At 72.6% G+C, this 24,294-nt stretch carries 21 protein-coding genes, 1 tRNA gene and 1 pseudogene; 14 read left to right on the top strand and 9 right to left on the bottom strand.

Going from position 1 to position 24,294, the window contains the following annotated elements; genetic code table 11:
- Positions 1–118: 118 nt before the first annotated feature.
- The 10 genes from ACI3EY_RS03050 (at position 119) to ACI3EY_RS03005 (ending at position 9,986) form a co-directional block, all read left to right on the top strand.
- Positions 119–2,587, top strand: a complete 2,469-nt coding sequence (locus ACI3EY_RS03050) for a transglycosylase domain-containing protein (protein ID WP_405039376.1) — start codon at positions 119–121, stop codon at positions 2,585–2,587.
- Positions 2,588–2,600: 13 nt separating this feature from the next.
- Positions 2,601–3,065, top strand: coding sequence for a GatB/YqeY domain-containing protein (locus ACI3EY_RS03045; protein ID WP_405039375.1), 465 nt, complete (start codon positions 2,601–2,603; stop codon positions 3,063–3,065).
- An 8-nt stretch (positions 3,066–3,073) separates the two neighbouring features.
- Positions 3,074–4,018, top strand: a complete 945-nt coding sequence (locus ACI3EY_RS03040) for a metallophosphoesterase (RefSeq protein ID WP_405035653.1) — start codon at positions 3,074–3,076, stop codon at positions 4,016–4,018.
- Between the two features lie 83 nt (positions 4,019–4,101).
- A tRNA-Pro gene (locus tag ACI3EY_RS03035) sits at positions 4,102–4,178 on the top strand.
- A 154-nt stretch (positions 4,179–4,332) separates the two neighbouring features.
- Positions 4,333–7,137 carry a hydrogen gas-evolving membrane-bound hydrogenase subunit E gene (mbhE, locus tag ACI3EY_RS03030; RefSeq protein ID WP_405039374.1) on the top strand — a complete coding sequence of 935 codons (2,805 nt, stop codon included), beginning with the start codon at positions 4,333–4,335 and terminating at the stop codon, positions 7,135–7,137.
- Entirely contained in the window at positions 7,137–7,493 is a 357-nt protein-coding gene (locus ACI3EY_RS03025) for a sodium:proton antiporter (protein WP_405035641.1), read from the top strand. The genes mbhE and ACI3EY_RS03025 overlap by 1 nt, the downstream gene beginning before the upstream one ends.
- Complete coding sequence (locus tag ACI3EY_RS03020) at positions 7,490–8,995, top strand: monovalent cation/H+ antiporter subunit D family protein (protein WP_405039373.1); 1,506 nt, start codon at positions 7,490–7,492, stop codon at positions 8,993–8,995. The genes ACI3EY_RS03025 and ACI3EY_RS03020 overlap by 4 nt, the downstream gene beginning before the upstream one ends.
- A complete protein-coding gene (locus tag ACI3EY_RS03015; RefSeq protein WP_405035639.1) occupies positions 8,992–9,345 on the top strand; it encodes a Na+/H+ antiporter subunit E in 354 nt (117 codons plus the stop codon). Before ACI3EY_RS03020 ends, ACI3EY_RS03015 begins: the two co-directional genes overlap by 4 nt.
- Positions 9,346–9,600, top strand: coding sequence for an MrpF/PhaF family protein (locus ACI3EY_RS03010; RefSeq protein ID WP_405035638.1), 255 nt, complete (start codon positions 9,346–9,348; stop codon positions 9,598–9,600).
- Positions 9,597–9,986, top strand: coding sequence for a cation:proton antiporter (locus ACI3EY_RS03005; RefSeq protein ID WP_405039372.1), 390 nt, complete (start codon positions 9,597–9,599; stop codon positions 9,984–9,986). The genes ACI3EY_RS03010 and ACI3EY_RS03005 overlap by 4 nt, the downstream gene beginning before the upstream one ends.
- A 25-nt stretch (positions 9,987–10,011) precedes the next feature.
- On the opposite strand, the gene ACI3EY_RS03000 is transcribed toward ACI3EY_RS03005, so the two are convergent.
- On the bottom strand, positions 10,012–10,584 hold the full coding sequence (locus ACI3EY_RS03000; protein ID WP_405035636.1) for a DUF5063 domain-containing protein: 573 nt from the start codon (positions 10,582–10,584) through the stop codon (positions 10,012–10,014).
- A gap of 68 nt (positions 10,585–10,652) precedes the next feature.
- Positions 10,653–11,258: a recombination mediator RecR gene (recR, locus tag ACI3EY_RS02995; protein ID WP_405035635.1), complete on the bottom strand. Its 606-nt coding sequence runs from the start codon at positions 11,256–11,258 to the stop codon at positions 10,653–10,655.
- A 172-nt stretch (positions 11,259–11,430) separates the two neighbouring features.
- Here recR and ACI3EY_RS02990 point away from each other — a divergent pair, with 172 nt between their 5' ends.
- Entirely contained in the window at positions 11,431–12,756 is a 1,326-nt protein-coding gene (locus ACI3EY_RS02990) for an FAD-dependent oxidoreductase (protein WP_405039371.1), read from the top strand.
- Positions 12,757–12,868: 112 nt separating this feature from the next.
- Here ACI3EY_RS02990 and ACI3EY_RS02985 read toward each other — a convergent pair whose 3' ends face one another.
- The 4 genes from ACI3EY_RS02985 to ACI3EY_RS02970 are packed head-to-tail and all read right to left on the bottom strand — an operon-like array spanning position 12,869 to position 17,188.
- Positions 12,869–13,543 carry a lysophospholipid acyltransferase family protein gene (locus ACI3EY_RS02985; protein ID WP_405035633.1) on the bottom strand — a complete coding sequence of 225 codons (675 nt, stop codon included), beginning with the start codon at positions 13,541–13,543 and terminating at the stop codon, positions 12,869–12,871.
- 9 nt (positions 13,544–13,552) lie between these two features.
- A complete protein-coding gene (locus ACI3EY_RS02980; RefSeq protein WP_405035632.1) occupies positions 13,553–15,739 on the bottom strand; it encodes a DNA polymerase III subunit gamma and tau in 2,187 nt (728 codons plus the stop codon).
- A 43-nt stretch (positions 15,740–15,782) separates the two neighbouring features.
- Positions 15,783–16,856 (bottom strand): hypothetical protein, encoded by a 1,074-nt coding sequence (locus ACI3EY_RS02975; RefSeq protein ID WP_405039370.1) that lies wholly within the window; start codon positions 16,854–16,856, stop codon positions 15,783–15,785.
- Positions 16,853–17,188 (bottom strand): PadR family transcriptional regulator, encoded by a 336-nt coding sequence (locus tag ACI3EY_RS02970; protein WP_405039369.1) that lies wholly within the window; start codon positions 17,186–17,188, stop codon positions 16,853–16,855. The genes ACI3EY_RS02975 and ACI3EY_RS02970 overlap by 4 nt, the downstream gene beginning before the upstream one ends.
- Positions 17,189–17,217: 29 nt before the next feature.
- Here ACI3EY_RS02970 and ACI3EY_RS02965 point away from each other — a divergent pair.
- Positions 17,218–17,460 (top strand): annotated as a pseudogene (locus ACI3EY_RS02965) (Rid family hydrolase); the annotation flags it as partial.
- Between the two features lie 6 nt (positions 17,461–17,466).
- On the opposite strand, the gene ACI3EY_RS02960 reads toward ACI3EY_RS02965, so the two are convergent.
- Positions 17,467–19,686 (bottom strand): HelD family protein, encoded by a 2,220-nt coding sequence (locus ACI3EY_RS02960; protein WP_405039368.1) that lies wholly within the window; start codon positions 19,684–19,686, stop codon positions 17,467–17,469.
- Between the two features lie 84 nt (positions 19,687–19,770).
- Complete coding sequence (locus tag ACI3EY_RS02955; RefSeq protein WP_405035628.1) at positions 19,771–20,790, bottom strand: helix-turn-helix transcriptional regulator; 1,020 nt, start codon at positions 20,788–20,790, stop codon at positions 19,771–19,773.
- Positions 20,791–21,055: 265 nt separating this feature from the next.
- Between ACI3EY_RS02955 and purD the strand changes: the two genes are divergently transcribed.
- Together purD and ACI3EY_RS02945 are read left to right on the top strand one after the other, a co-directional pair.
- Positions 21,056–22,327: a phosphoribosylamine--glycine ligase gene (purD, locus tag ACI3EY_RS02950; protein WP_405039367.1), complete on the top strand. Its 1,272-nt coding sequence runs from the start codon at positions 21,056–21,058 to the stop codon at positions 22,325–22,327.
- 13 nt (positions 22,328–22,340) lie between these two features.
- Positions 22,341–23,303, top strand: coding sequence for a phosphoribosylaminoimidazolesuccinocarboxamide synthase (locus tag ACI3EY_RS02945; protein WP_405039366.1), 963 nt, complete (start codon positions 22,341–22,343; stop codon positions 23,301–23,303).
- Here ACI3EY_RS02945 and ACI3EY_RS02940 read toward each other — a convergent pair.
- On the bottom strand, positions 23,281–24,171 hold the full coding sequence (locus tag ACI3EY_RS02940) for a cell wall-binding repeat-containing protein (RefSeq protein WP_405039365.1): 891 nt from the start codon (positions 24,169–24,171) through the stop codon (positions 23,281–23,283). The two genes, ACI3EY_RS02945 and ACI3EY_RS02940, sit on opposite strands and share 23 nt — an antisense overlap.
- Positions 24,172–24,294 lie beyond the last annotated feature (123 nt).

Below are 24,294 nucleotides of genomic sequence, written 5' to 3'. Positions count from 1 at the left end.
CGGACCCTAGCGCGGGGTCGGTCAGGCGGGTCGAGGGGGCGGGGACGGAGCCCGCTTCTACCATGCCCGCGACGCGCGGTGCCGGGGGATACTCAGGAAGGTCACGTACCGTGGTGGAATGCGTTCTGCTCTGACCGTCGCCCGGGTGACCTCGCTGCTCGGGGTCTTCCTCGCCGTCTCGGTGCTGATGGGGGTCATCGGCGCCGGCCTGCTGGCCCCGGTGGTAGGGGCCTCGGGACTGGCCGCGCGGGAGGGCGTGGGCATGTTCGAGCGCCTGCCCGGCGACCTCGAGCAGAACCCGCTGGCAGAGCAGTCCCGCATCCTGGCCTCGGATGGCACCATCCTGGCCACCCCGGCCCAGCAGAACCGAATCATCGTTAACAGCGACGAGATCAGCCAGAACATGAAGGACGCGCAGGTCGCCATCGAGGACGAGCGCTTCTTCGACCACGGTGGTGCCGACATCGAGGCGCTGGCCCGCGCCGTCGTCCAGAACACCACCACCGACACCACCCAGGGCGGTTCGACGCTGACCCAGCAGTACATCAAGCTCGCCCTCACCGAGCAGGCCCTCAAGGACGGCAACACGGAGGCCGCGCAGGACGCGCAGGCCCGGGCCGGCATCGAGGGCTACGTGCGCAAGCTCCGCGAGCTGAAGTACGCGATCACCCTCGAGGAGCGGCTCACCAAGGACGAGATCCTCGTCGGCTATCTCAACCTGGCGTTCTACGGCGACCGGGTCTACGGCGTGCAGGCCGCCGCCCGGCACTACTTCAACGTGGACGCCGCCGACCTCACCCCCGCCCAGTCGGCCACCCTCGCCGGCATCGTGCGCTCGCCCAGCACCACCAACCCGGTCGCCGACCCCGAGGCCGCGCAGGCCCGGCGCGACCTGGTGCTGGCCAAGATGCTGGAGCTGGAGATGATCACCGAGGCGGAGCACGAGGAGGCCGTCGCCCTCGAGGTCGCGGACATGCTGGAGGTCACCGACAGCCAGCGTTCCTGCCTGCGCTCGCGCAACCCGTACTTCTGCGACTACGTCACCGAGTGGCTGCTGGAGCAGCCGGTGCTGGGCAAGACCCGCGACGAGCGGCTGGAGAACCTCACCACCGGTGGCCTGACGGTGAACACCACCCTGGACGTGGACCTGTCCACCGAGATCGGGGAGACGCTGCGTGCGGCCACCCCCCGGGACAACCCGTACTACCTGGGCTCGGCCGCCACCACGGTGGAGCCTGGCACCGGGAAGATCCTGGCCTTCAACCAGTCCAGCGAGTACTCCTTCGAGGAGAGCAACGACAAGGTCCGGACCACCTCGGTGAACTGGAACGTCGACAACCAGTACGGCGGCCCCGGTGGCATGGAGATCGGCTCGGTGGCGAAGGCATACACCCTGGTCGAGGCGTTGGAGAAGGGCGTCCCGGTGGAGGCCGAGCTGAGCGTCCGCGAGCCGGAGGACAGCACCTACGGCAACGTGTGGCTCGAGGACCCGGAGAACCGGCCCGAGTCGTACCCGCCGTCTGACGAGGTCTTCCCGGCCGGCGTCTTCTTCCGGGACGACTTCGAGGAGGGGTGCACGATCGGTGAGGACCACTGGACCGTGCGCAACTCCTCCGACGAGAACCACCAGCCCGACATCGACCTGCGGACCGCCTCCGCCCAGTCGGTGAACACCGCCTTCGCCACCCTGGCCTCCCAGGTCGGCACCTGCGACATCGCCGAGACGATGACCGAGATGGGGCTGCACGCCTCCAACGGCAACGACTACGGGCAGGACCCGGGCAACGCGGAGACGACCCTGGCCCCGTCGTTGGTGCTCGGCGCCGACACCGCCAGCCCGCTGACGATCGCCGCCTCCTACGCCACCTTCGCCTCGGGCGGCGTCTACTGCCCCCCGGTGCCGGTCACCGGCATCACCGGACCGGACGGCGAGGAGCTCCCGCTGGAGCTGCCGGAGTGCGAGCGGGTCGTCGAGGAGGACGTCGCCCTCGGCGCCGTCGAGCTCCTCGAGGGCGTCATCGGCCCGGGCGGTTCCGGCTGGCAGGCGGTGCTGGACGGTGAGCGTCCGGCCGCGGGCAAGACCGGCACCAACAACAACTCGACGCACACCTGGTTCGCGGGCTTCACCCCGCAGCTGTCGACCGCCGTCTTCGTCGGCAACATCCCCGGCGGTGCCCGCTACGGCGGGGAGCTCGCCGACATCACCGTCGGCGACCGCACCATCGAGGGTCCGCTCTACGGCTCGTCGCTGGCCGCACCGACCTGGAAGACGATCATGGACCTGGCCTCGGAGGGGATGGACGTCGAGGACTGGCAGGACCCCTCCCAGGAGATCCTCGACGGCCGACGGGTGACCATCCCGCGGGTCGTGGGGCTGGAGGCTCAGGAGGCCCAGGAGCGCCTGGAGGACGCCGGTCTGACCGGCAGCATCACCCGGGTCGTGTCCAACGAGGACGAGGGCACGGTGGTCTTCACCACCCCCGGTGTCGGCTCCTCGGTGATCACCTCGGACCCGGTCACCCTGCACGTGTCCACCGGCCCCCAGGCCCAGGCCGCGGCCCGACCCGGTGGAGGCGGCGACCGGTGAGAGACTGGTCGGCATGACCGAGCAGACCGGCCTGAAGGCCACCCTCCAGCGTGACCTCACCGACGCCATGCGGGCCCGGGACAAGGTGCGGGCCGGCACCCTCCGGATGGCGCTCACCGCGGTCACCACCGAGGAGGTCGCCGGCACGACGCAGCGCGAGCTCAGCGACGAGGACGTGCTGCGGGTCATCACCAAGGAGGCGAAGAAGCGCCGCGAGGCCGCCGAGGCCTACACCGGTGCCGACCGCCCCGAGCTGGCCGCCCAGGAGGTGGCCGAGCTGGCCGTGCTCGAGGCATACCTGCCGGTGCAGCTGTCCGACGCCGAGCTCGCCACCATGGCCGGTGAGGCGGTGGCCGAGACCGGTGCCACCGACCTGCGCGCCATGGGTCAGGTGATGAAGGTCCTGCAGCCCCGGATCGCCGGTCGCGCCGAGGGCGGACGGGTCGCAGCGGCCGTCAAGCAGGCGCTCTCCGCCTGACCCTGGCGATGAGCACTCTCGGGCGCACCCTGGCCGCGACGGCTGCGCTGGGTGCAGCGGCGGCGGCGTACGCGACCTGGGTGGAGCCGAGGTGGTTCGCGCTGCGCCGGGTCACGGTGCCCTGCCTGACCACCGGCTCCTCCCCTATCACCGTGCTGCACCTGTCCGACCTGCACCTGGTGCCGGACCAGCGACGCAAGCGTGCCTGGGTGGGCTCGCTGGCGGACCTGCAGCCGGACCTGGTCGTGCACACCGGTGACCACCTCGCCGCGATGGACGCGGTCCCCGCCGCGCTGGCGACCTACGGGCGGCTTCTCGACCGGCCGGGGGTCTTCGTGCTCGGCTCGAACGACTACTACCCGCCGACGCGCAAGAACCCGCTGCGCTACCTGGACGACAGCCACCGCAAGGGCGCTGAGCTGACGCCGCAGCGGCTGCCCACCCAGGACCTGGTGGACGGCCTGCGGGCGCAGGGCTGGGTCGACCTGACCCACCACCGGACGCGGATCGAGGTCGCTGGTTCGGTGCTGGAGCTCGTCGGCACCGACGACGCCCACCTGGGGCTGGACGACTACCCGGCCGTCTCCGCGCCGGCCGACCCTGGTGCCGACCTGACCGTCGGGGTGACCCACGCGCCCTACCGCCGGGTGCTGGACCCGATGACCGCCGACGGGGCCCGGCTGCTCATCGCCGGGCACACCCACGGCGGACAGCTGCGGGTGCCGGGCTACGGCGCGCTGGTCACCAACTGCGACCTGGACACCTCGCGGGCGTCCGGGCTCTCCCGCTGGTGGCCCGGAGCGGGCGGTAAGTCGTCGGGCGAGGCCCCCGAGGGCGCCGCCTGGCTGCACGTCTCGGCGGGCCTGGGCGGCAACCCGTACACCCCGTTCCGGTTCTGCTGCCGACCCGGTGCGACGCTGCTCACGCTGACCGCTGCCACCGGTCGACCCTGACGAGGCGGATTTCGGCGCACTCCCCTCGGTGGGCTATCCTCGAGGACGCTGCGCAGGGCCCCTGAGGGCCCGTCGCAGAGCCACGGGGTGTGGCGCAGCTTGGTAGCGCGCTTCGTTCGGGACGAAGAGGTCGCAGGTTCAAATCCTGTCACCCCGACCAGAGATCCAGAAGGGCCCTGACCGTCACCGATGGTCGAGGGTCCTTCTGTCGTCCGGGTGGACCCGCTCCCTCTGCAGCCACGGCCGGCGTCTCGCCCTGGAGGTGCACCGTCGCACCGCGCACGTGGACGGGAGCAGACCCTCCCGTTGATAGTGTGACGACCTCCGGGTTCGCCCAGCAGAAAGGTCAGATCACCGTGTCGCTCGCACTCCTTCTCGGTGCAGTGGCTCTGGTCGTCCTCGCAGCCCCCGTGCTCGCCCGGTTCATGGGTAAGTCAGCCGGTTGGGTGCTGGCCGCTGGTCTGCTGGCCTGCGCCGGGGGGCTGTGGTCGCTGCACACCCCGGGGCAGACGACGACCCAGTCGCTGCCGTGGATCCCCAGTGCCGACATCGCCCTCCGGCTGCGCCTGGACGGTCTGTCGTTCCTCTTCTCGTTGGTCGTCCTGATCATCGGTGCCGTCGTGATGATCTACTCCAGCGGCTACCTCAAGGAGAAGCGGCCGGTCGCCTTCTACACCCTGATGACCTTCTTCGCAGCGGCGATGATGCTGCTGGTGCTCGCAGACGACCTGATCGTGCTGTTCGTGGCCTGGGAGCTCACCACGCTGTGCTCCTACCTGCTCATCCTGCGCTCCTCCCCCGAGGCGGTGGGACCGGCCACCCGCACCCTGGTGGTCACCGCCGGAGGTGGGCTGTGCCTGCTCGGGGCCGTGGCGATGATCGTGGCGACCACCGGCACCACCCACCTGACCAGCGCGTTGGCCGACCCCGCCTGGAGCCAGGATCCGTTCTTCGCCGGCGTGGTCGCCGTGCTGGTCGCCATTGCCGCGATGACCAAGTCCGCCCAGTTCCCCTTCCACGCCTGGCTTCCCGACGCGATGGTCGCGCCGGCACCGGTCAGCGCCTACCTGCACGCGGCGGCCATGGTGAAGGCAGGCATCTTCCTCCTGCTGCTCTTCTCGGCCCCGGCCTCGCACTCCCCCATCTGGTCGCCGCTGCTGATCACCGTCGGGCTCATCACGACCGTGATGGGCGGGGTCTTCGCGCTCCAGCAGCACGACCTCAAGTCGCTGCTGGCCTACTCCACCGTCAGCCAGCTCGGCCTGCTGGTCGCAGTCATCGGGGTGGGCACGCCACTGGCCCTGCTCGCCGCCAGCGTCCACGTGGTCGCCCACGCGATGTTCAAGGCCGCCGCCTTCATGCACATCGGGCTGCTCGAGAAGCGGTTCGGCAGCAGGAACATCAACGATCTGTGGGGGCTGGCCCGGTCCACCCCGTGGGACTCGGCGATGATCGTCCTCGCCTCGGTCAGCATGGCGGGGATCGCCCCGGCGCTGGGCTTCGTCAGCAAGGAGCTGATGCTCGAGTCGATGCTCGAGGAGCCCACCGGCTGGCTGCTCGCCGGCATCGTCACGCTGGGCGCGGTCTTCACCGTCGGCTACAGCGCACACATGATCTTCAACACCCTCCCCGGGCAACGGACCAGCGAGCCCCACCGCGAAGGCGCCTTCCCCCTGATGCTCGCCATCGCGATCACCGCGCTGGGCGGCTTCGTCCTCGGGCTGGGCCTCGGGCTGATCGACGACGTCGCCGCCCAGTCGGCCGCTGCCGCATCAGGCACCAGCGCGGCCGACCTGCCTTACCTGGCGCTGTGGCACGGCGTGAACGCACCGCTGCTCCTGTCCATCACCGCCATCGTCCTCGGGCTCGCCCTGAGCGTCGTGGTCCACCGCAACCTGGAGGCGTGGGAACGCCAGATCCTGCCGTTCACGGCCATCGGTGTGGTGCAGAGCTTCCAGACCGGCGTGGTCGACCTGGGGCGTCGCGTCGGCAACCTGACTCGCACCGACTCCCCAGCCCGCCACATCGCCGTGCCCGCGGTAGGGCTCGCACTGTCGGCCGTGTTCCTTCCCCTGCTGTGGACCGGTATGCCCCAGCACAGCCCCACCGTGTGGTTCGACGTGGTGCTCCTCGCCGTCATCGTCGGCGGGCTCGCGGTCGTCGTCACCACCCGGTCGCGGCTGACGGCCGTCATCGCCGTCGGCATCGTCGGCTTCGCAGTGGCCCTGGCCTTCTACTCCCTCGGCGCGGCGGACGTGGCGCTCACCCAGCTCCTGGTCGAGATCCTCACCGTCGTGATCATGGTGCTGGTGCTGAACCGGCTCGGACGACGGTTCACCCAGACCCCGGGGCGCGCCCGCAGGGTCGGGGGGGTCGCTGTGGCCCTCGGGGCAGGTGCGGCAGCGACCCTGGCCGCGCTCACCTTCACCGGTCACCGCGGCCTGTCCCCGGCGGGCGAGTACTTCCTGGTCAACGCCGAGGAGGACACCGGCGGCACCAACGTCGTCAACACCATCCTCGTGGACTACCGCGCGCTGGACACCTTCGGCGAGCTCGTGGTGCTGGCGATCGCGGCGCTGTCGATCTACGCCCTGGTCAACGCCCGCCCGCTGGCCGACCGCCCGGCGCAGCCGATCCGGCGCTCCTCGCTGACCGACCCCGTCAGCAACGCGATCTTCCTCGGTGTGAGCGGCCGGGTCCTGCAGCCGGTCATGCTGATCGGCTCGTTCTACGTGCTGCTGCGTGGCCACAACGCCCCCGGTGGTGGCTTCATCGGAGCCCTCATCGGTGCCTCGGCGCTGGCCCTGGCCTACTTGTCCGCCGCCGACGAGGAGTCCCGCTGGATGCGGCTGCCGTACCTGCTCATCTCCGGCGCCGGGATCCTGGTGGCGGTGGGCAGCGGCTTCCTCGGCCTCGCCGACGGCTCGTTCCTGCGTCCCCTGCACGCCTACCTGGGCGGACAGCACCTGACGACGGCCCTCATCTTCGACGTGGGTGTCTACCTCGGGGTGCTCGGCGTCATCCTGGCCGCCCTCCGCCTGCTCGGGCGGGTCGAGCCACGGGGGGCGACGGACCGGGACGAGGACACCCGCGCCGACGCAACGGAGGTGAAGCACTGATGGCCCTCGCCCTGATCATCGGCGCGCTCACCGCCGGAGCCGTCTACCTGCTGATGCAGCGTGACTTCATGCGGGTCATCCTCGGCTTCGTGCTGGCCAGCCACGCCGTCAACCTGCTGCTGTTCAGCGCAGGTGGCACCGACCGCCGGGGCGAGCCGCTGGGGTCCGACCCCGACCCGGCGGTGACCGCCGACGCGCTGCCCCAGGCGTTCGTGCTGACCGCCATCGTGATCGCCTTCGCGATCACGATCTACATGCTGTCGCTGACCGTCACCGGCCGGAGCCACAGCGGCCCCGCCGGCGAGGACGACCACGAGCCGGACGCGTCCGGCGCCGGGACGGAGACGCCGCGGTGACCCTTGAGATCCTGCTTCCCTTCTTCGTCGCGGTGCCGCTCACCGTGGCGGGCATCACCGCGGCCGCGGGAGAGCACGCACGGTGGCCACGGGTGCTGCTGATGGTGACCCTGGTCGCCCAGCTGCTGGCCGCGCTGGCTCTGGTCTGGCACCTGCGGGACGGGGCGGTCCTGGCGCACGGGGTCGGCGGCTGGCAGGGTGGCATCGCCATCCCCTTCGTCGCCGACCTGCTCGCCGCGCTGATGCTCACGGTGACCGGAATCCTGGCAGTGGCCTGCTCGGCGTTCGCGCTGGCCACCCGCACCGGCAGGGTGCGTCTGTTCACCCCCTTGGTGCTCGCCCTCGTCGCCGGGGTCAACGGGGCGCTGCTGACGGGGGACCTGTTCAACCTCTTCGTCTTCATCGAGGTCATGCTGCTGCCCTCCTACGGGCTGCTCATCCTGGCGCGGCGCCGCTCGGGGACGGCACAGGCGCACACGGGGTCCAAGCTCTACGTGGCCTTCAACCTCTTCGTCTCCACCGTCTTCCTGGCCGGGGTGGCCCTCGTCTACGGTGCGGCGGGCACGGTTAACCTGGCCGAGCTGGCCGGGATGGGCGCCCAGGACACCCTGGTCGGTGCCGGGGCGGGCCTGGCGCTGGCGGCTCTGTGCATGAAGGCCGCGGTGGTGCCGACCCACGGCTGGCTGGCACGGGCATACCCCTCCACCTCCCCGGCGATCACGGCACTCTTCTCCGGTCTGCACACCAAGGTCGCCATCTACGCGATCTACCGCATCTACGCCGTGGTCTTCGACGGTGACAGCCGCTACCTGTGGATCGGTCTGGTCGCCTTTACTCTCACGATGGTGGTGGGCGTGCTGGGTGCGGTCGGTGAGGACACCACCCGGTCGATCCTGGCCTTCCACATGGTGAGCCAGATCGGCTACATCCTGCTCGGGGTGGCACTGTTCACCCCGGCCGGCCTGGCGGCCGGAATCTTTTACCTGCTGCACCACATGATCGTCAAGGCCTCGCTGTTCCTCTCGACCGGTGCGATCGAGGAGCACTACGGCACCAACCGCCTCGCCGAGCTCAAGGCACGCATCCGGCGTGAGCCGCTCATCGCGGCAAGCTTCCTGATGGCAGCGCTGTCGCTGGCAGGCCTGCCCCCGTTCTCCGGCTTCGTCGCCAAGCTGACCCTGATCGTGGCGACGGTCGAGGCAGGACACCTGTGGGTGGCGGTGGCGGCCCTCATGGTCAGCTTGGTCACCCTGATGTCGATGCTGAAGATCTGGGACGCGGTCTTCGCCTCCAGCCGCAGCGACGAGGAGGACAAGCCCTCGGCTCGTATCCGTGCCGCACGTCGCGTCCGAGTGCCGCTGCCACTGGTGCTGCCCGGCGCGGCGCTGGCCCTGCTCACCCTGTCGCTGGGCATCGGAGGTGAGCTGCTGTACGGCCTGTCCAGCACCGCGGCCGCCGGACTGCTCGACACCAGCAGCTACGTGCAGGAGGTGCTGCGATGACGTTCGCCTCCCTGGCCCGGCTCCCCGGCTTCGTCGGGTGGTACCTCTACGCCCTGCTCTCCTCGGCCGGCTCCGTGCTGGTGACCATCCTCACCCCTCGTATGCGCCCCCCGCTCCGGGTGGTGCAGGTACCCCTGGCGGGCCGCTCGGACTGGCAGGTGGCCTTCTTCGGGGGGCTCATCACACTCACCCCCGGCACCTTGACCGTCGGGGTGGTGCACGAGGATGGGGAGCGCTACCTGCTGGTCCACTCCATGCAGCACGAGAGCAACGAGGAGGCACTGGAGTCCCTTCACGAGATGGAGGCTCGGATGCTGAGCGCCTTCCCGGGACGAGGAAGGAAGCCCTAGATGGTCCTCATGATCGCCACTGCCGCACTGGTCTTCGCGGTGGCCTGCAGCGGCTTCCGGATCTGGGCCGGCCCCACCCCCGCCGACCGCGCGGTCGCCGCCGACCTGCTCACGTTCTCGGTGATCGGACTGGTCGCGGTGACCGGTGCCCGACTGCTCAGCACCGGCACCCTGGACCTGATCATCGTGGCAACCCTGGTTGCCTTCCTGGCCGCGGTCTCCCTGGCCCGGGCCCTGACCAGGGGGGCGCGATGAACGTCGTCATCATCGTCGGTCAGGCCTTCATCCTGCTGGGTGCCGCGATCTTCGTGGTCGCCGCGATCGGGCTGTTGCGCCTGCCCGACCTGTTCACCCGGACCTCCGCCATCGGCACGGCCGCCGGTGTCGGGATCTCCTTCCTCGTGCTCGGTGTCGCCCTGCAGGACCTCTCCTGGGTGACCCTGGCCAAGGCGGCCCTGGCCATCGGCCTGCAGCTGCTGACCTCCGTCGTGGGGGCCATCGCCATCTCCCGCGCCGCAGTGCTCTCCGGCCACACTTTTGCCGAGGGCACCGACACCTCGGACCCGCAGCGGCTCGGGGTACTGGACCCGGCCACCTCCGACGAGACCACGCTCCCCCAGGAACCGCCCCCGCACGCGTGAGGTGGCGCGCGGGAGTCCAGGTCGTCTACGGCCTGGGGGCCAGCGCAGCGAGCTGTGCCTCCATCACCTGCTCGTCGTCGGCGTCCAGACGCACGTGAGCCAGCAGCGTATGCAGCACCCGCAGGGCCGAGGCCGCCCGCTCACCCCAGGACGACAGGTAGCTGAACTGCCACCACCACATCGCCTCGGTGGGTCGTCCGGCGAGCGAGTGCACCTGCCCGTGGGACAGGTCCGCGGCGACCGCCACTAGGTCGTCGGACAGCGAGCCCCCGGTGACCTCGCCGGTGAGGACCGGATCCTCCAGGTCGACGTAGGCGTCCAACCCGCCGAGCAGCTCTCGCAGCGCCTCACGGATCCGCTCCAGGTCGGCGTCCGGCCCGGCGTCCGGCTCGAAGCGCTCGGTGGGCACGACGTCGACGAGAGCACCGAGACGGGCGCCGGCCGAGCACAGCTGGCCGACCGAGAGCAGCAGCAACGGCAGAGCGGACTCCGCTGCGTCCCCCGAGGCGACCTCCTCCAGGCTCAGGAAGTAGGCGGATACCTCGTCCTGCATCTCCCGGGCCGACGGGCCCCAGTCCTGCTCGGCGACATCGCTCATGGCCGCCACCCTAGGCCCATCCCACCCGCCGCGCCCGGCGGCTGTCGCATGGCACCCTGACCTGCGGCTCAGCTCGTCGAGATGACCCGGCGCCCCTCGAAAGCGCGCCCGAGGGTGACCTCGTCGGCATACTCGAGGTCGCCGCCGACGGGCAGCCCGGAGGCCAGTCGGCTGACCCGGACCCCGTCGTAGGGTTGCAGGAGACGGGCCAGGTAGGTGGCCGTCGCCTCGCCCTCGAGGTTGGGGTCGGTGGCGAGGATGACCTCGGCGACCTGCTCGTCGGCGAGCCGGGCGACCAGCTCCCGGACCCGCAGGTCGTCCGGTCCGACGCCGCCGATCGGGTTGATGGCTCCGCCGAGCACGTGGTAGCGGCCGCGGAACTCGCGGGTCCGCTCGATGGCCGCGACGTCCTGGCTCTGCTCGACCACGCAGATCATCGTCGGGTCGCGCCGCGGGTCCAGGCAGATCCGGCACCGTTCTGCCTCGGCGACGTTGCCGCAGACGTCGCAGAAGCGCACCTTCTCCCGGATCTGCAGCAACGCCGCGGAGAGCCGGGTGATGTCGTCGGGGTCCGCCGCGAGCAGGTGGAAGGCGATCCGCTGAGCCCCCTTGGGACCCACGCCGGGGAGACGGCCGAGCTCGTCGATCAGGTCCTGGACCACGCCTTCGTACACAACAGACCACTGTAGGCGGCACGACCCCCATACCCGCACCGGGCGCGCGTCGTGCACCCACCGGGCGCGCGCTGTGCACCCACCGGGCGCGCGCTGTGCTCCGACCTAGCACCCCCTTGCATCGACATCGATCGATGTCATGATGGTTCGGCATCCCTAGCGAAGGAGTTCTGTGTCCACCCCACCCCTGGTCGTCATCGGAGCCGGACCGATCGGTCTGAGCGCCGCGGCCCATGCCGTGTCCCGTGGCCTTGACGTCGTCGTCCTCGAAGCCGGGCCGCAGGCCGCATCGTCGGTCCTCGAATGGGCGCATGTGCGGCTGTTCTCGCCGTGGTCCGAGGTCATCGACCCGGTCGCCGCCACCCTGCTCGTCGGGTGCGGGTGGGAACCGCCCGAGCCGACCGCATACCCGAGCGGGGCGGACTGGGCCGCGCGCTACCTGCAGCCGCTGGCGGACGCGCTGGACGCGACCGACCACGCCCAGGTCCACTACGGCGCCCGCGTCACCGGAGTCAGTCGCCAGGGCAGGGACCGGCTGGTCGACGACGGTCGCCTCGAGGCCCCGTTCACCGTTCTGGTGACCACCGCCGGCGCGACCGAACGCCTCACCGCGCGCGCGGTCATCGACGCGGGCGGCACGTGGGCCACCCCCAACCCCTTGGGCACCGACGGCCTTCCGGCACTCGGAGAGCATGAGGCGGCGCGACGGATCAGCTACCGCGTCCCCGACCTGCGCGACGTCGCGACCCGCAACAGGTATGCCGGGCGACACGTCGCCCTGGCCGGCACCGGCGCCTCGGCGCAGACGGTCCTGGCCGAGCTCGGTGCGCTGGCGGACTCGGAGCCCGGCACGCGGGTCAGCTGGCTGGTCCGGCGCGCCTCGGCGTCCGGCAGCTTCGGCGGGGGCACGGACGACCAGCTTGTCGCCCGGGGCACCCTCGGTGACCAGGCGCGGCGGGTCGCCGGGTCCGGGGTGGTCCGCACGGTGACCGGCTTCCGGACCACCGGGGTGGGGACCGCCGCGGACGGGTCGCTGACCCTGACCTCGGTGGATGGCCAGCAGGTCGGTGGCATCGACGAGATCATCGCGGTCACCGGCTTCCGTCCTGACCACACGGTCGTCGGAGAGCTGCGCCTGGGCCTGGACCCGGTGCTGCAGGCCCCGACCGCACTGGCTCCCCTGATCGACCCCAACCTCCACTCCTGCGGCACCGTCTATCCGCACGGCGCGACCGAGCTGGCTCACCCGGAGCCGGGGTTCTTCCTGGCCGGGATGAAGTCCTACGGCCGGGCACCCTCGTTCCTGGCGCTCACCGGTTTCGAGCAGGTGAGGAGCATCGTCGCGGCGGTGGCCGGGGACCGGGAGGCCGCCGAACGGGTGGAGCTGGTCCTTCCCGAGACCGGTGTCTGCGGCGGCGCGGGCGCGTTCGACGCACCCGAAGACTCGTGCTGCGCCGCTGAGAGTGACATCCTGCCGATGCCTGTCCACACGTCCTAGCGGGCACGACGAGACGTCCGGTCGGGCATTCCGAGACGTCCGGATGAGCACTTGGGGACGCCCGGTCGGGCACTTCGGGACGTCCGGTCGGTCAGGGTCGGTCAGGGTGGGGTCAGGCGGCGGTGTCCGGGGGACGCTGGTTGTACTCCCCGGCCCACTCCTGGCCGGACATCGCCAGGATCGCCTCCATCACCTCGTCGGTGAGCTCGCGACGGGCCCGTCCCTGGGGGACGCCCTCGAAGCGGCCGGCCACCGGGATGGGGGCGCCGAACTCGACCCGGACCTTGGCCCGCCGGGGGAAGCGTGACCCCACAGGCTGGATGTCCTGGGTCCCCTGCAGGCCGACGGGGACGATCGGGCACCCGGCCTCGAGAGCCAGCCACGCGACACCGGTCCGTCCCCGGTAGAGGCGGCCGTCACGCGAGCGGGTCCCCTCCGGGTAGATGCCGAAGGCACCCCCTGCACGCAGGTGCTCCAGCGCCAGGTCCAGGGACTGCTGCGCAGCCCGGGTGTCGTTCCGGTCCACCGGGATGGAGCCGACCCCCTCGAACCACTCGCGGCTGATCCACCCCTTCACCCCGGTTCCGGTGAAGTACTCCGACTTGGCGAGGAAGGCCACCTGCCGGGGCGAGGTGAGCGGGATCACCAGGCTGTCGGTGAACGACCGGTGGTTGCTGGCCAGCACGACCGGCCCCTCCATCGGCATGTTCTCCCGGCCGACCACCTCGGGCCGCCAGATGAACGTGGCCAGCGGGGTCACGATCGGGTGGAGAAGCTCATAGATCATGCTCGGTCCTCACGCCACCGGGTCGTCGTTGATGGCGATGACAGTACCGCCCAGCACGGTCTCGATCACCGGTTGGCCGACCGCGCCCGAGGTCGTCAGGTCCTCGTCGTCCTCGCTCGGCGCGTCACCGGACGGTGCGGGCGAGGTGGCTGCCGCAGCCGCACCGGAACCGGCGGCGGCGGGCGCGGAGGCCGGGGCCGAGGCTCCTGTCGCCCAGTCGGGCGCGGCGTCCCCGGACCGGGACGCCTGCGCCCACTCGGGCTGCCCGCTGCTGTCGGCGCTGCGACCGCCGACGGCGCCGAGCTGTTCGGCGAGGTCGGCGTCCGTGGACGCGGGGGTCGCGGCGGGACCGCCTGCCGCGGCCGCGCCCCGGCCTCGCACCCGGGTGGGTGCGGTGGCCACCGGCTGCACAGGCGCCGGGCCGCTCTGGTCCGCGCGGGTGCGGATCCGGCCGCGCGGCGGCGCGTCCGGCAGCCCGACCGGGGGCGGAGCAGCCTGCTGCGGCCTCGGCTCGGTGTCCGGTTCGTCGGGCGGCTCAGCGGCCGGCGGGTGCTCCCCGCCAGGCTCGTCGTCCGGCGGCTCGGGGTCCTCCTGACCCCCACCCTGGGGCCCGCCCCCGAGCGTGGTGGCCTCGATCCGGACCTCCAGCGCCAGGGCGTCCAGCACTCCCTGACGGAGCGCCTCCTCGTTGGAGGTACCCATGAAGTGACGGATCCACCGCTCGTCCGGCATACCGACCAGGAGCCGTCCACCGTCGAAGTCGAGCACCTGCATCGACTCCAGGGCGCCGGCGGTGCGAGCGCTGATGGCCCGGACCGCGGTGATGATCTCGGGCCAGTGACGACGCATCGCGGCGGTATCCAGGTGGCCGGGCCGGGGCCGCGGAGGCTCGTCGGGCGAAGGACCCTGCGGCGGCGGCGCGCTCTCCTGCGTCTCTTCCCGCTCGGGCACCTGCGCAGCCTCGGGTGCCGCTTCCTGCTGAGCGGGCGGGACCGCAGCGCGGGCGGGCCGTCGCGCCGGCGTCGGCTCCTCCCCCTGGGCGCCGAGCCGCCGCTCGATGCGGTCCAGTCGTGCGCCGTACCCGTCCTCGCCGGCCGCGGCGGGCAGCAGCAACCGGGCCGCGAGCAGCTCCAGCATCAACCGGTACGACACCGCCCCGGTCATCTCGGACAGGCCTCGGCTGACCAGGTCGCCCGCGCGGCTCAACCCGGCGGAGCCGTAGGCCTGGGCCTGCCGGCGCATCCGCTCCACCTGGTCCTCGGGCAACCCCGGCAGCAGCCCGCCAGCCTGCTCGCCGACGGCCGCGAGCACGATGAGGTCCCGGTAGCGCTCCAGCAGGTCCTCGGCGAAGCGCCGGGGGTCGTGCCCGGACTCCATCACCCGGTCGACCTGGTCGAAGACGGTGGCCGCGTCCCCCGCGGCGACGGCCTCCACCACGGCGTCGAGCAGCTCGACGTCGGTGAACCCGAGCAGCGCCGCGGTCCGCTCGTAGGTCAGGCCCTGGTCGCCGGCGCCGGAGATGAGCTGGTCCAGCACGGACAGCGAGTCACGCACGGAGCCGCCGCCGGCACGGGTGACGAAGGACAGCACCCCCGGCTCCAGGGACACCCCCTCGGCGGTGCACAGCTCCTCCAGGTATGCCGTGAGCCGCTGCGGCGGGACCAGGTGGAAGGGGTAGTGGTGGGTCCGGGACCGGATGGTGGCCAGCACCTTCTCCGGCTCCGTCGTCGCGAAGATGAACTTCACGTGCGGCGGCGGCTCCTCCACCACCTTCAGCAGCGCGTTGAAGCCGTTGGGCGTCACCATGTGCGCCTCGTCGATGATGTAGACCTTGTAGCGCGCCGTGGCGGGCCCGAAGGCCGCCCGTTCGCGCAGGTCCCGCGCGTCGTCCACCCCGCCGTGGCTGGCCGCGTCGATCTCGATGACGTCGACCGAGCCGGGGCCCCCACGGGCCAGCGCCACGCACGACTCGCAGGTGCCACAGGGTGTCGGGGTCGGGCCCTGCTCGCAGTTGAGGCAGCGGGCCAGGATGCGCGCGCTGGTCGTCTTGCCGCAGCCCCGGGGACCGGAGAAGAGGTAGGCGTGGTTGACCCGCTCGGAGCGCAGCGCCTGCATCAGGGGCTCGGTGACGTGCTCCTGGCCGATCACGTCGGCGAAGGACTCGGGCCGGTAGCGGCGGTACAGCGCTGTGCTCACGGGACCGACCCTAACGCCCCGGGCCGACACCGCCTCCCGCTCCTCACACGGTCTGTGGACCGTCGCCCTCGCGTCGGACCCGGCGCCATGCGGAGACCGCCAGCCAGGACAGGGTCACCGTCAGCAGCGCCCACACCCAGGAGGTGCCCGGCGCCCCGCCGCCCTCGACCAGAGCGTCGACCGTGAACGCCGCCACCAGCGGCACCAGGGCCGTGTACCCCCAGGCCGCACGGCGGGCCCGGGCCACCCGGTCCCGGGCGAACCGGGAGGCGTAGGACGCGGGCGTCCCGAACTCCTGCGCCAGGCTGCTGCCGGACTGCTGCGCGTGGGCCCGTGCCTCGCGCACGATCTCGGTCACCCTGGCCTCGCTCACGTCCAGCCGCAGCCGCAGCGTCCCGGCCAGCTGCCGCTCCCACGCCCCGTCCTCGAGCGGGGGCGCGGGCCGGGCGGGGGCCTGCGGCAGCACCCGCTCCAGCAGCCCGGCAAGCAGGGCATACCCGACCGCCAGCAACCCCAGGGAGAAGGTGCTGCCGGTGGCCAGGACGGCGTCCCGGGTTCCCAGCAGGAGCCAGGTCACCGCGGCGACGACCACCGCCACCACGCCGAGCGCAGCCCCGGCCGCCACCCAGAGGCGGCGCCGGGTCAGCACCGTCTCCCAGGTCGCGATCGCCGCCGTCACACCCATACCGGCGAGCAGCGGCATCAGCAGCAGCCCCCAGGTCAGCTCCACGGTCAGCCCGTCGCGGACGAGCCACACGACCATCACCATCAGGCTGACCAGGCACGCCGCCACCGAGCCGACGACCGGGATGTCCCGCCAGCGCGCGTCCGGGCTGGAGTCCACCGTCGGCAGCCCCTGCTCGGCCCGGTCCGCCACCCGGGCCCGCGCCCACTCCTGCGCCGGGCCGTACAACGCGGCCGGGCCCTCCCCGCTCTCGCGGACCAGCGGCAGCGCGTGCTCCAGCTCACCGCGGATCGCCCCCGGCGACACCTCGTCCAGCACCAGCGTGCCGACCACCTGCTCGGCCCACGCCTGGTCCTCGGTCCGGCCGCGCACCTCGAGGTATGCCCTCAGCACGGGGGTCAGCGGCCCCTCCGGTCGTCCTGTCCTGCTCATCGTCCCTCCTCGTCCGTCCGCAACGTCTCGCCCAGGTCGGCCCAGGCCGCCAGCCCCTCGGCCAGGTGGCCCCGGCCGCCGGGCGTCAGCCGGTAGTCCTTGCGGCCGGGGCCGCTCTCGACCTCGACCCAGGTGGCCTCCACGTGCCCGGCCTCCTGCAGTCGGGCCAGCACCGGGTAGAGCGAGCCCCCGCGCAGCCGCCCGAAACCCCGGGCCTGCAGCTCCTGGGCCAGGGCGTACCCGTGCCGGGGCCCCTGCGCCAGGGACCCCAGGACCGCCAGGTCGAGCGCCGCCCGCACCCAGGGTGTGGGCCAGCGCGCTGTCTCGCTCATGTACCTAAGTATGCATCATATCTAGGTATGCCGCCAGGGGCATCGAGAACATGAAGGTCGCCCTCGGAGAGGCCGGCGCCACGCTGGAGGACGTCATCGCCACGCGGGTGCTCGTCGCCTCGTCCGAGCAGGCCGACCTGGTGACGGCGTGGGAGGTCGTCCGTGACGCCTTCGGCGACCACGACGTGGCGAGCACGTTGATCGGGGTTGCCGCACTCGGCTACGACCACCAGCTCGTGGAGGTCGAGGCGTCGGCTGCCGTGATCGACTGACCTCGCCTACCCCGCGGAGCGCAGCACCGTCATCCGGTGCGCGGCCCGGGTCAGCACGACGTAGAGCGCGCGTACCCCGCCGGGGGACTCCGCGACGATCGCGTCCGGGTCGATGACGAGGGTCGCGTCGTACTCCAGGCCCTTGGTCGACTGCGGGTCGATCAGCAGCACCCGCTCCCCCGTCGCCAGGTGGGCGAGCCGCTCGTGCCAGGACCAGGGGGCGATCACCGCGACCGGGCCGTCGACCTGCGCCAGCAGCTCCGTCAGCTCGTGCTCGGCGGCCTCCACCAACCCCGTCGCCGGCACCGTCCGCTCGACCGGCTCGTGGCCGGTGTCCCGCACCGCCTGCGGGATGTCCGCGTCCGGCACGTGCTCGCGGATCATCCGCGAGGCCAGGTCGAAGATCTCCCGGGCGTTCCGGTAGTTGGTGTCCATGTGGAAGGACCGTCGCGGCGCCGCGCCGAAGGCCTCCTCCCGGGCCCTTGCCGCCTCCTCCAGGTCGCCCCAGGACGCCTGCGCGAGGTCGCCGACCACGGTCCAGGAGGCCCAGCGCCCGCGCCGACCCAGCATCCGCCACTGCATCGGGGAGAGGTCCTGCGCCTCGTCGACCAGCACGTGCGCATACTCCTCGGTCTCGCCCAGCGTCCCGGCCAGGAGCCGTGCGCGCGGGTCGGTGGAGCGGCGCTGAGAGCCCGACCCCGATCCGGCCGCCGCGGAGACCGGGCGTTCGACCCCGTCCGATCCGACCCGGAGGCTGGTCACGCCGTACTGGGAGGCGTCGTCCAGCTCCTCGATCTCGTAGAAGCCGCGCTCCTCGCTCGGAAGCTCGACCGGCGGACCCAGCCGGGCCGCCAGGTCGTCGATCATCGCGGCGTCGCCCACGCTCCAGCTGCCCAGCTCCAGCGCCTGCCGGTAGGAGGCGGCCAGCTGCTCGGCGGTGGCCGCGTCCACGCCCGCCAACCGGCGGACCAGGTCGGCGTCGACGAGCCACAGCAACATCTCGCGCGGGTCCAGCGGACGCCACCACGCCCGCATGAACGCCTCGACCTCGCTGGAGTCGGTGAACCGGTCGACGAAGTCGTCCCGCTCGCCCAGCTCGACCTGCTCCCAGGCCAGGTGGGCGAGCGCCTCGACCGCGGCGTCGTACCCGGCGTTGCGGTGGTGGCGGCGCAGCACCCGGGCCCGGGCCTGCTCCAGGGCCACCCCCTCCAGCCGGATCGCGTGCCCCCCGACGAAGGTCCGCAGCCGGGTGGGGGCGTCCGGGATCGGCTCCCTGGCCAGGCCCGCCAGCAACCGGCGGATCCGCAGGCTGCCCTTGAGCGCGGCCACCCGTGGGGGGTCCAGCCGGGTCGCCGTGAGGCCGGCCAGCACGTCGCCGATCGAGCGCAGCACCACCGACTCCTCGCCGAGGGAGGGCAGCACCCGCTCGATGTAGGCGGTGTAGGCCGCCGAGGGGCCGACCACCAGCACCCCGCCGCCCTCGTAGCGGCGTCGGTCGGAGTAGAGCAGGTAGGCCGCCCGGTGCAGAGCGACCACCGTCTTGCCGGTGCCCGGGCCGCCGCTGATCTCGGTCACGCCGCGCGCGGGGGCCCGGATCGCCTCGTCCTGGTGCTGCTGGATGGTGGCGACGATGTCGCGCATGGTGGCGCCGCGGGTGCGGGTGAGCGCCGCCAGCAGGGCCCCGTCGCCGACCACCACGACGTCGTCCGGGGCCTCGGCCACCATCAGGTCGTCCTCCACCCCCACGACCTCCTCGCCGCGGCAGCGCAGCACCCGGCGCCGCAGGACGCCCTGCGGGTCGACCGGGGTGGCCCGGTAGAAGGGTGCCGCCGCCGGGGCCCGCCAGTCCACGACCAACGGCTCGTAGTCGTCGTCGCGCACCCCGATCCGGCCCACGTAGCGGACCTCGCGGGTGTCGCCGCGCTCGTCCGGGACGGGGTGCTCCAGGTCCAGCCGCCCGAACACCAGCCCCTCGTGCTGGTGCTGCAGCGAGGCCCGCCGCTTGCTGGCGGTGAAGACGAGGGCGTCCCGCTCGTAGAGGCCGGCCATCTCCTCCTCCCGGGGGTCACCCGTCCCGCGACGGTCGGTCTGTCCGCGCGCCATGCCCTCGGCGTGCACGAGCTCCACCCGGTCCGCCGCCTTCGCCAGCTCGGCGTACACCCGGTCGACGTGCGCCTGCTCGGTGGCGATCTCGGCTGCGATCACGCGGTCGGTCGTCGCGGTCATCGCGCACCTTCCCTCGGGTCCTGCTCACGGGTGCGGACGCCCTCCCCAGGCGCCGCAAAGCCCATACTCTAGCCGCCGCGACCCTCAGACCCATCCCCGACGGACCGCCTGCGCCCCGGCCTGGAAACGGGTGGCGGCCCCCAGGTGCTCCATCAGGTAGCGGACCCGGCGTTCCACCGTCCGGACCGAGACCTCGGCCCGCCTGGCGATCACCTGGTCGGAGGCACCGGTGGCGAGCAGCGCCAGGATGGACCGGTCCCGCTCGTCCAGGGGCGCGGAGGACCCGCCGCGCTCCCGCCGGCGGGCGGCCTCGACCATCGGCTCGTAGGGCGCGGCCAGCAGCCACATCCGCTCCACCAGCGCGGCGATCGCCGTCACCGGCGGCGCCTGTCGCGTCTCGAAGGATCCGACCCCGTCCTCGTCGTAGCTGCTGATGTCGACCAGCGCGGCGCTCCCGTCGCAGACCCCGACCCCGAAGGGCAGGCCGTTGGCCAGCCTGACGGACCCGCCCGCAGCGGCCACCTGCGCCATGACCACGCCGGCCTCCGGCACCGCCAGCAGGGAGGTGTCCAGCAGCAGGCGGTGCACCACCCCCGCCTCCACGCCCAGCACGGCCGGGTCCACCGCGGCACGGTCCAGGAGCTCACGCCCCGCCGGCGAGCCGTCCAGGGCCAGCCACATCCGCTCCCGGGCGTTCAGGTGCATGGCCAGCACCCGCCCGGCGATGTCCGGTATGCCGTTCAGCAGGTCCAGCCCCGGCGCCGCCTCGGTGACCGCCCGCCCCATCGCCTGCCGCCAGGCGGTCTCCAGCTCACCAGACGCGGCCCGCGCCACCCGCATCCGGTACTCCGCCCCCTCGGCATAGCGCGCCACCGCCTCCCGTGGCGGGACGACCTCCCAGACGTCCGGGGCGTCGGTCGTGGTGAGGAACCCGCGGGCCACCAGCTCGGCGGTGCCCTCGTCGATGTCCGCGTCGTCCAGGCCCTCGGCCCGCAGCGCTTCCCGGCTCGGCCGGCCCAGCCGGACGGCACGACGGAAGACCCCTGTGACGAACTCCTCGTAGACCTCACCGCGCAGCTCGCGCCCCGACGACCACCTGTCCATGGGACCAGTGTGACGGATGACCGCCAATGGCAGCATCCCGACGCCGTCGATGTGACAAGCCGAAGTGCCGTGTGTCACTGTTGATGCACCGGCCTCGTGCTGGTGCAGGGATGTGAGTGTCGTACGGACAGCCCCCCATAGTCCGTACTGACCCTGCCCTGCTGTGTGGTCCTCCTGGGAGATACCCCCCCTGCCTTCCAGGAGGACCACACCTATGTCCGCACCCGTTCGGCTGCCCGCCGCGCGCCCGATAGGCTGCTGAGCCGTGGTGGTCCTCGTCCTCGGCTCCGGTGCACGGGAGCACGCCCTCGTCCGCGCCCTCGCTCTCGACCCCGACATCGACGCGGTGCTCGCCCTCCCCGGTAACCCCGGGATCGCCGCCCTGGCACGCTGCCTCGAGGGTGACCCGGCAGACCCTGCCCTGGTGGTCGCCACGGCTCGCCGGGAGGGCGTCGACCTGGTGGTGGTCGGCCCGGAGGCACCCCTGGTGGCCGGTGTCGCGGACGCCCTGGCCGAGGCGGGCATCGACTGCTTCGGCCCGTCCGCCGCGGCCGCCCGGCTGGAGGCCAGCAAGGCGTTCGCCAAGGAGGTGATGGCCGCCGCCGGGGTGCCGACCGCCGCCGCGCACGTGTGCACGACCCCGGAGCAGGTCGCCGCCGCGCTGGCCGCGACCGGCGCCCCCTACGTGGTCAAGGAGGACGGGCTGGCCGCCGGCAAGGGGGTCGTGGTCACCGAGGACCTCGCCGAGGCGCTCGAGCATGCCGCGGTCTGCCTGGCCCGTCCCGGGGGCCGGGTGGTGATCGAGGACTTCCTGGACGGGCCCGAGGTGTCCCTCTTCTGCCTGGCCGACGGCAAGGACGTGGTGCCGCTCGCCCCGGCCCAGGACTTCAAGCGGGTGGGCGAGGGCGACACCGGACCCAACACCGGCGGGATGGGGGCCTACAGCCCGCTGACCTGGGCCCCTCAGGGCCTGGTCGAGGAGGTGCTCGAGACGGTCGCCCGCCCCACGGTCGCCGAGATGGCCCGGCGCGGCACCCCGTTCACCGGGGTGCTCTACGTCGGCCTGGCGCTGACCTCCGCGGGGCTCCGGGTGGTCGAGTTCAACGCGCGCTTCGGCGACCCCGAGACCCAGTCGGTGCTGGCCCGGCTGCGCACCCCGCTCGGCGGGGTGCTGCGCGCCGCTGCCCGCGGGGAGCTCGACCGGCTGCCCCCGCTGCAGTGGTCCGAGCAGACCAGCGTGACCGTCGTGGTCGCCGCCGAGGGCTACCCCGCCGCGCCCAGGACCGGGGACGAGATCGGCGGGCTCGACGAGGCCGCGCAGGTGTCCGAGGTGCACGTGCTGCACGCCGGGACACGGCTCGAGGACGGCGTGCTGCGCTCGGCCGGTGGCCGGGTGCTGAGCGTCGTCAGCCTCGGCCCGGACCTCACCACGGCGCGGGAACGGGCATACACCGCGGCTGACCGCGTCACCCTGCGCGGGTCCCACGTCCGCCGCGACATCGCGCTCGCCGCCGAGCGGGGCGACCTGGACCGATGAGACGGAGAGCCGAATGACGCAGCAGCTGCCCGGGCACGAGCTGATCCACTCCGGCAAGGTCCGGGGCCTCTACGCCCCGCTGGACGCCGCCGGGCGGGCCGAGCACGACCGGCTGCTCCTCGTCGCCTCGGACCGGATCAGCGCCTACGACCACATCCTGGACACGCCCATCCCGGACAAGGGCGAGATCCTCACCCGGATGTCGCTGTGGTGGTTCGACCAGCTCGCCGACCTCGTCCCGCACCACGTGCTGTCCACCGACGTCCCCGAGCAGGTCGCCGGCCGGGGCGTCTACGTCCGGCGCCTGGCAATGCTGCCGGTCGAGTGCGTCGCGCGGGCCCACCTCACCGGTGGCGGCCTGGCGGAGTATGCCGCGACCGGCACGGTCTCCGGGGTCCGGCTGCCCGACGGGCTGGTCGACGGCTCCCGGCTGCCGGAGCCGGTCTTCACCCCGAGCACCAAGGCTCCGCAGGGCGAGCACGACGAGCCCATCTCGTACGCCCGGGTCGAGGAGATCGTCGGGCCCCGGCTGGCCGCCCGGGTGCGTGACCTCACCGTGCGCATCCTGGCCCGCGGCAACGAGATCGCGGCCGAGCGCGGCATCCTCATCGCCGACACCAAGGTCGAGTTCGGGATCGACGTGACCCCGCTCGGCCTCGGCGCCGGTGAGGAGGTCGACTGGGCGGCGGTGGACCCCGACGAGGTGCAGGTGGTGCTGGCCGACGAGGTGCTCACCCCCGACTCCTCCCGCTTCTGGCGGGCCGCAGACTGGGAGCCGGGGCGCACCCAGACCTCCTACGACAAGCAGGTGCTGCGCGACTGGCTCACGTCGGCGGACAGCGGGTGGGACCGACACGGCGACACGCCGCCGCCGGCGCTGCCGGCGGAGGTCGTGGAGCTGACCCGGGCCAGGTACGTCGAGGCGTTCGAGACGCTCACCGGCACGAGCTTCGTCAGCCGTTCCCCTCGTCGGTAGAGACAGGATCGGCACCGTCTGGGGTGACCTGGGCCCCCGTCCCGGGCGCCGCGGTGAGGACCAGGTTGCACCGGGCCGACGCGAGACCTCCGAACGCGCGGACCGCGAAGCGGTACGTGGTGCCGGCGCTCAGGGCGGTGACGTCGGTGTAGGTGATCGCTCCTTGGTCTGTGTTGCTGATCTGGTCCTCGGGGGAGATGCGCGCCGAGTTCTGGACCCACGTCGCCCCGTCGTCGGTGCTGACCAGCAGCCGCGCGAAGAGGGTCGAGCCGCCCGGCACGTCGCGGCGTCCGGACAGGCCGACCTGCGCCACCGCCACCCGGTCGACCTCCGGGGTGTAGGGCTCGGTGATGCAGTGCGTCGTCCCGGTCGGCATTGCGATCGCGCCGTCGTCCGCGAGGATCACGTCCGGCAGCAGCGCCGTCGAGTCGATCGGCAGGAACGCCGGGTTGTACTCGTCGATCAGCTCCGCGAACCGCCGGGCGGTCTCGCTGCGGGTCGCGCCGGACACCCGCCGGACGGTGACGCCCGGCAGCGCAGCGGCGACCTGGGCCTCCACCGCGGCGGACAGCGCACCGGTGCCACCGGCCAGGATGACGAGCTCGGGGTCGGCGTCGATCAGTCCCTCCCGGGCATGCTCGCCGAGGCTGGTGGGTGAGGTGACGAACAGGGGCGCCCCTGCTCGGCCTGCGATCGGGCCGGCAGCCAGGGCGTCGACCGGGACGTCCGACCGTGCCAGGAACGCCGTCCTGGGTGGTGGGTCGACGGTGGCGGTCGCGGCATACGTCGCCACGGCGCCGCCGAGCAGGGCGGCCACGAGGGTCGCGGACAACGCCGTACGGGCGCGCCGGGAAGTGGGGACGGGCATGACAACACACGCTCCTTGCGTCTGGGCGCGCGCCGTCCGAGCTGCTGAAGAACCGCCTCACCTCGAGGCGGACACCCGCCGAGGGTGTTCACACATGACCCTTCACCGTACCGCCGCCCGAGC

It is taken from the genome of Serinicoccus shuyuelongi (genome assembly GCF_045032955.1).
GTDB lineage: Bacteria > Actinomycetota > Actinomycetes > Actinomycetales > Dermatophilaceae > Ornithinicoccus.
Note: the sequence above shows the minus strand (reverse complement) of the source record. Positions and strands in the feature narration are given on the sequence as shown.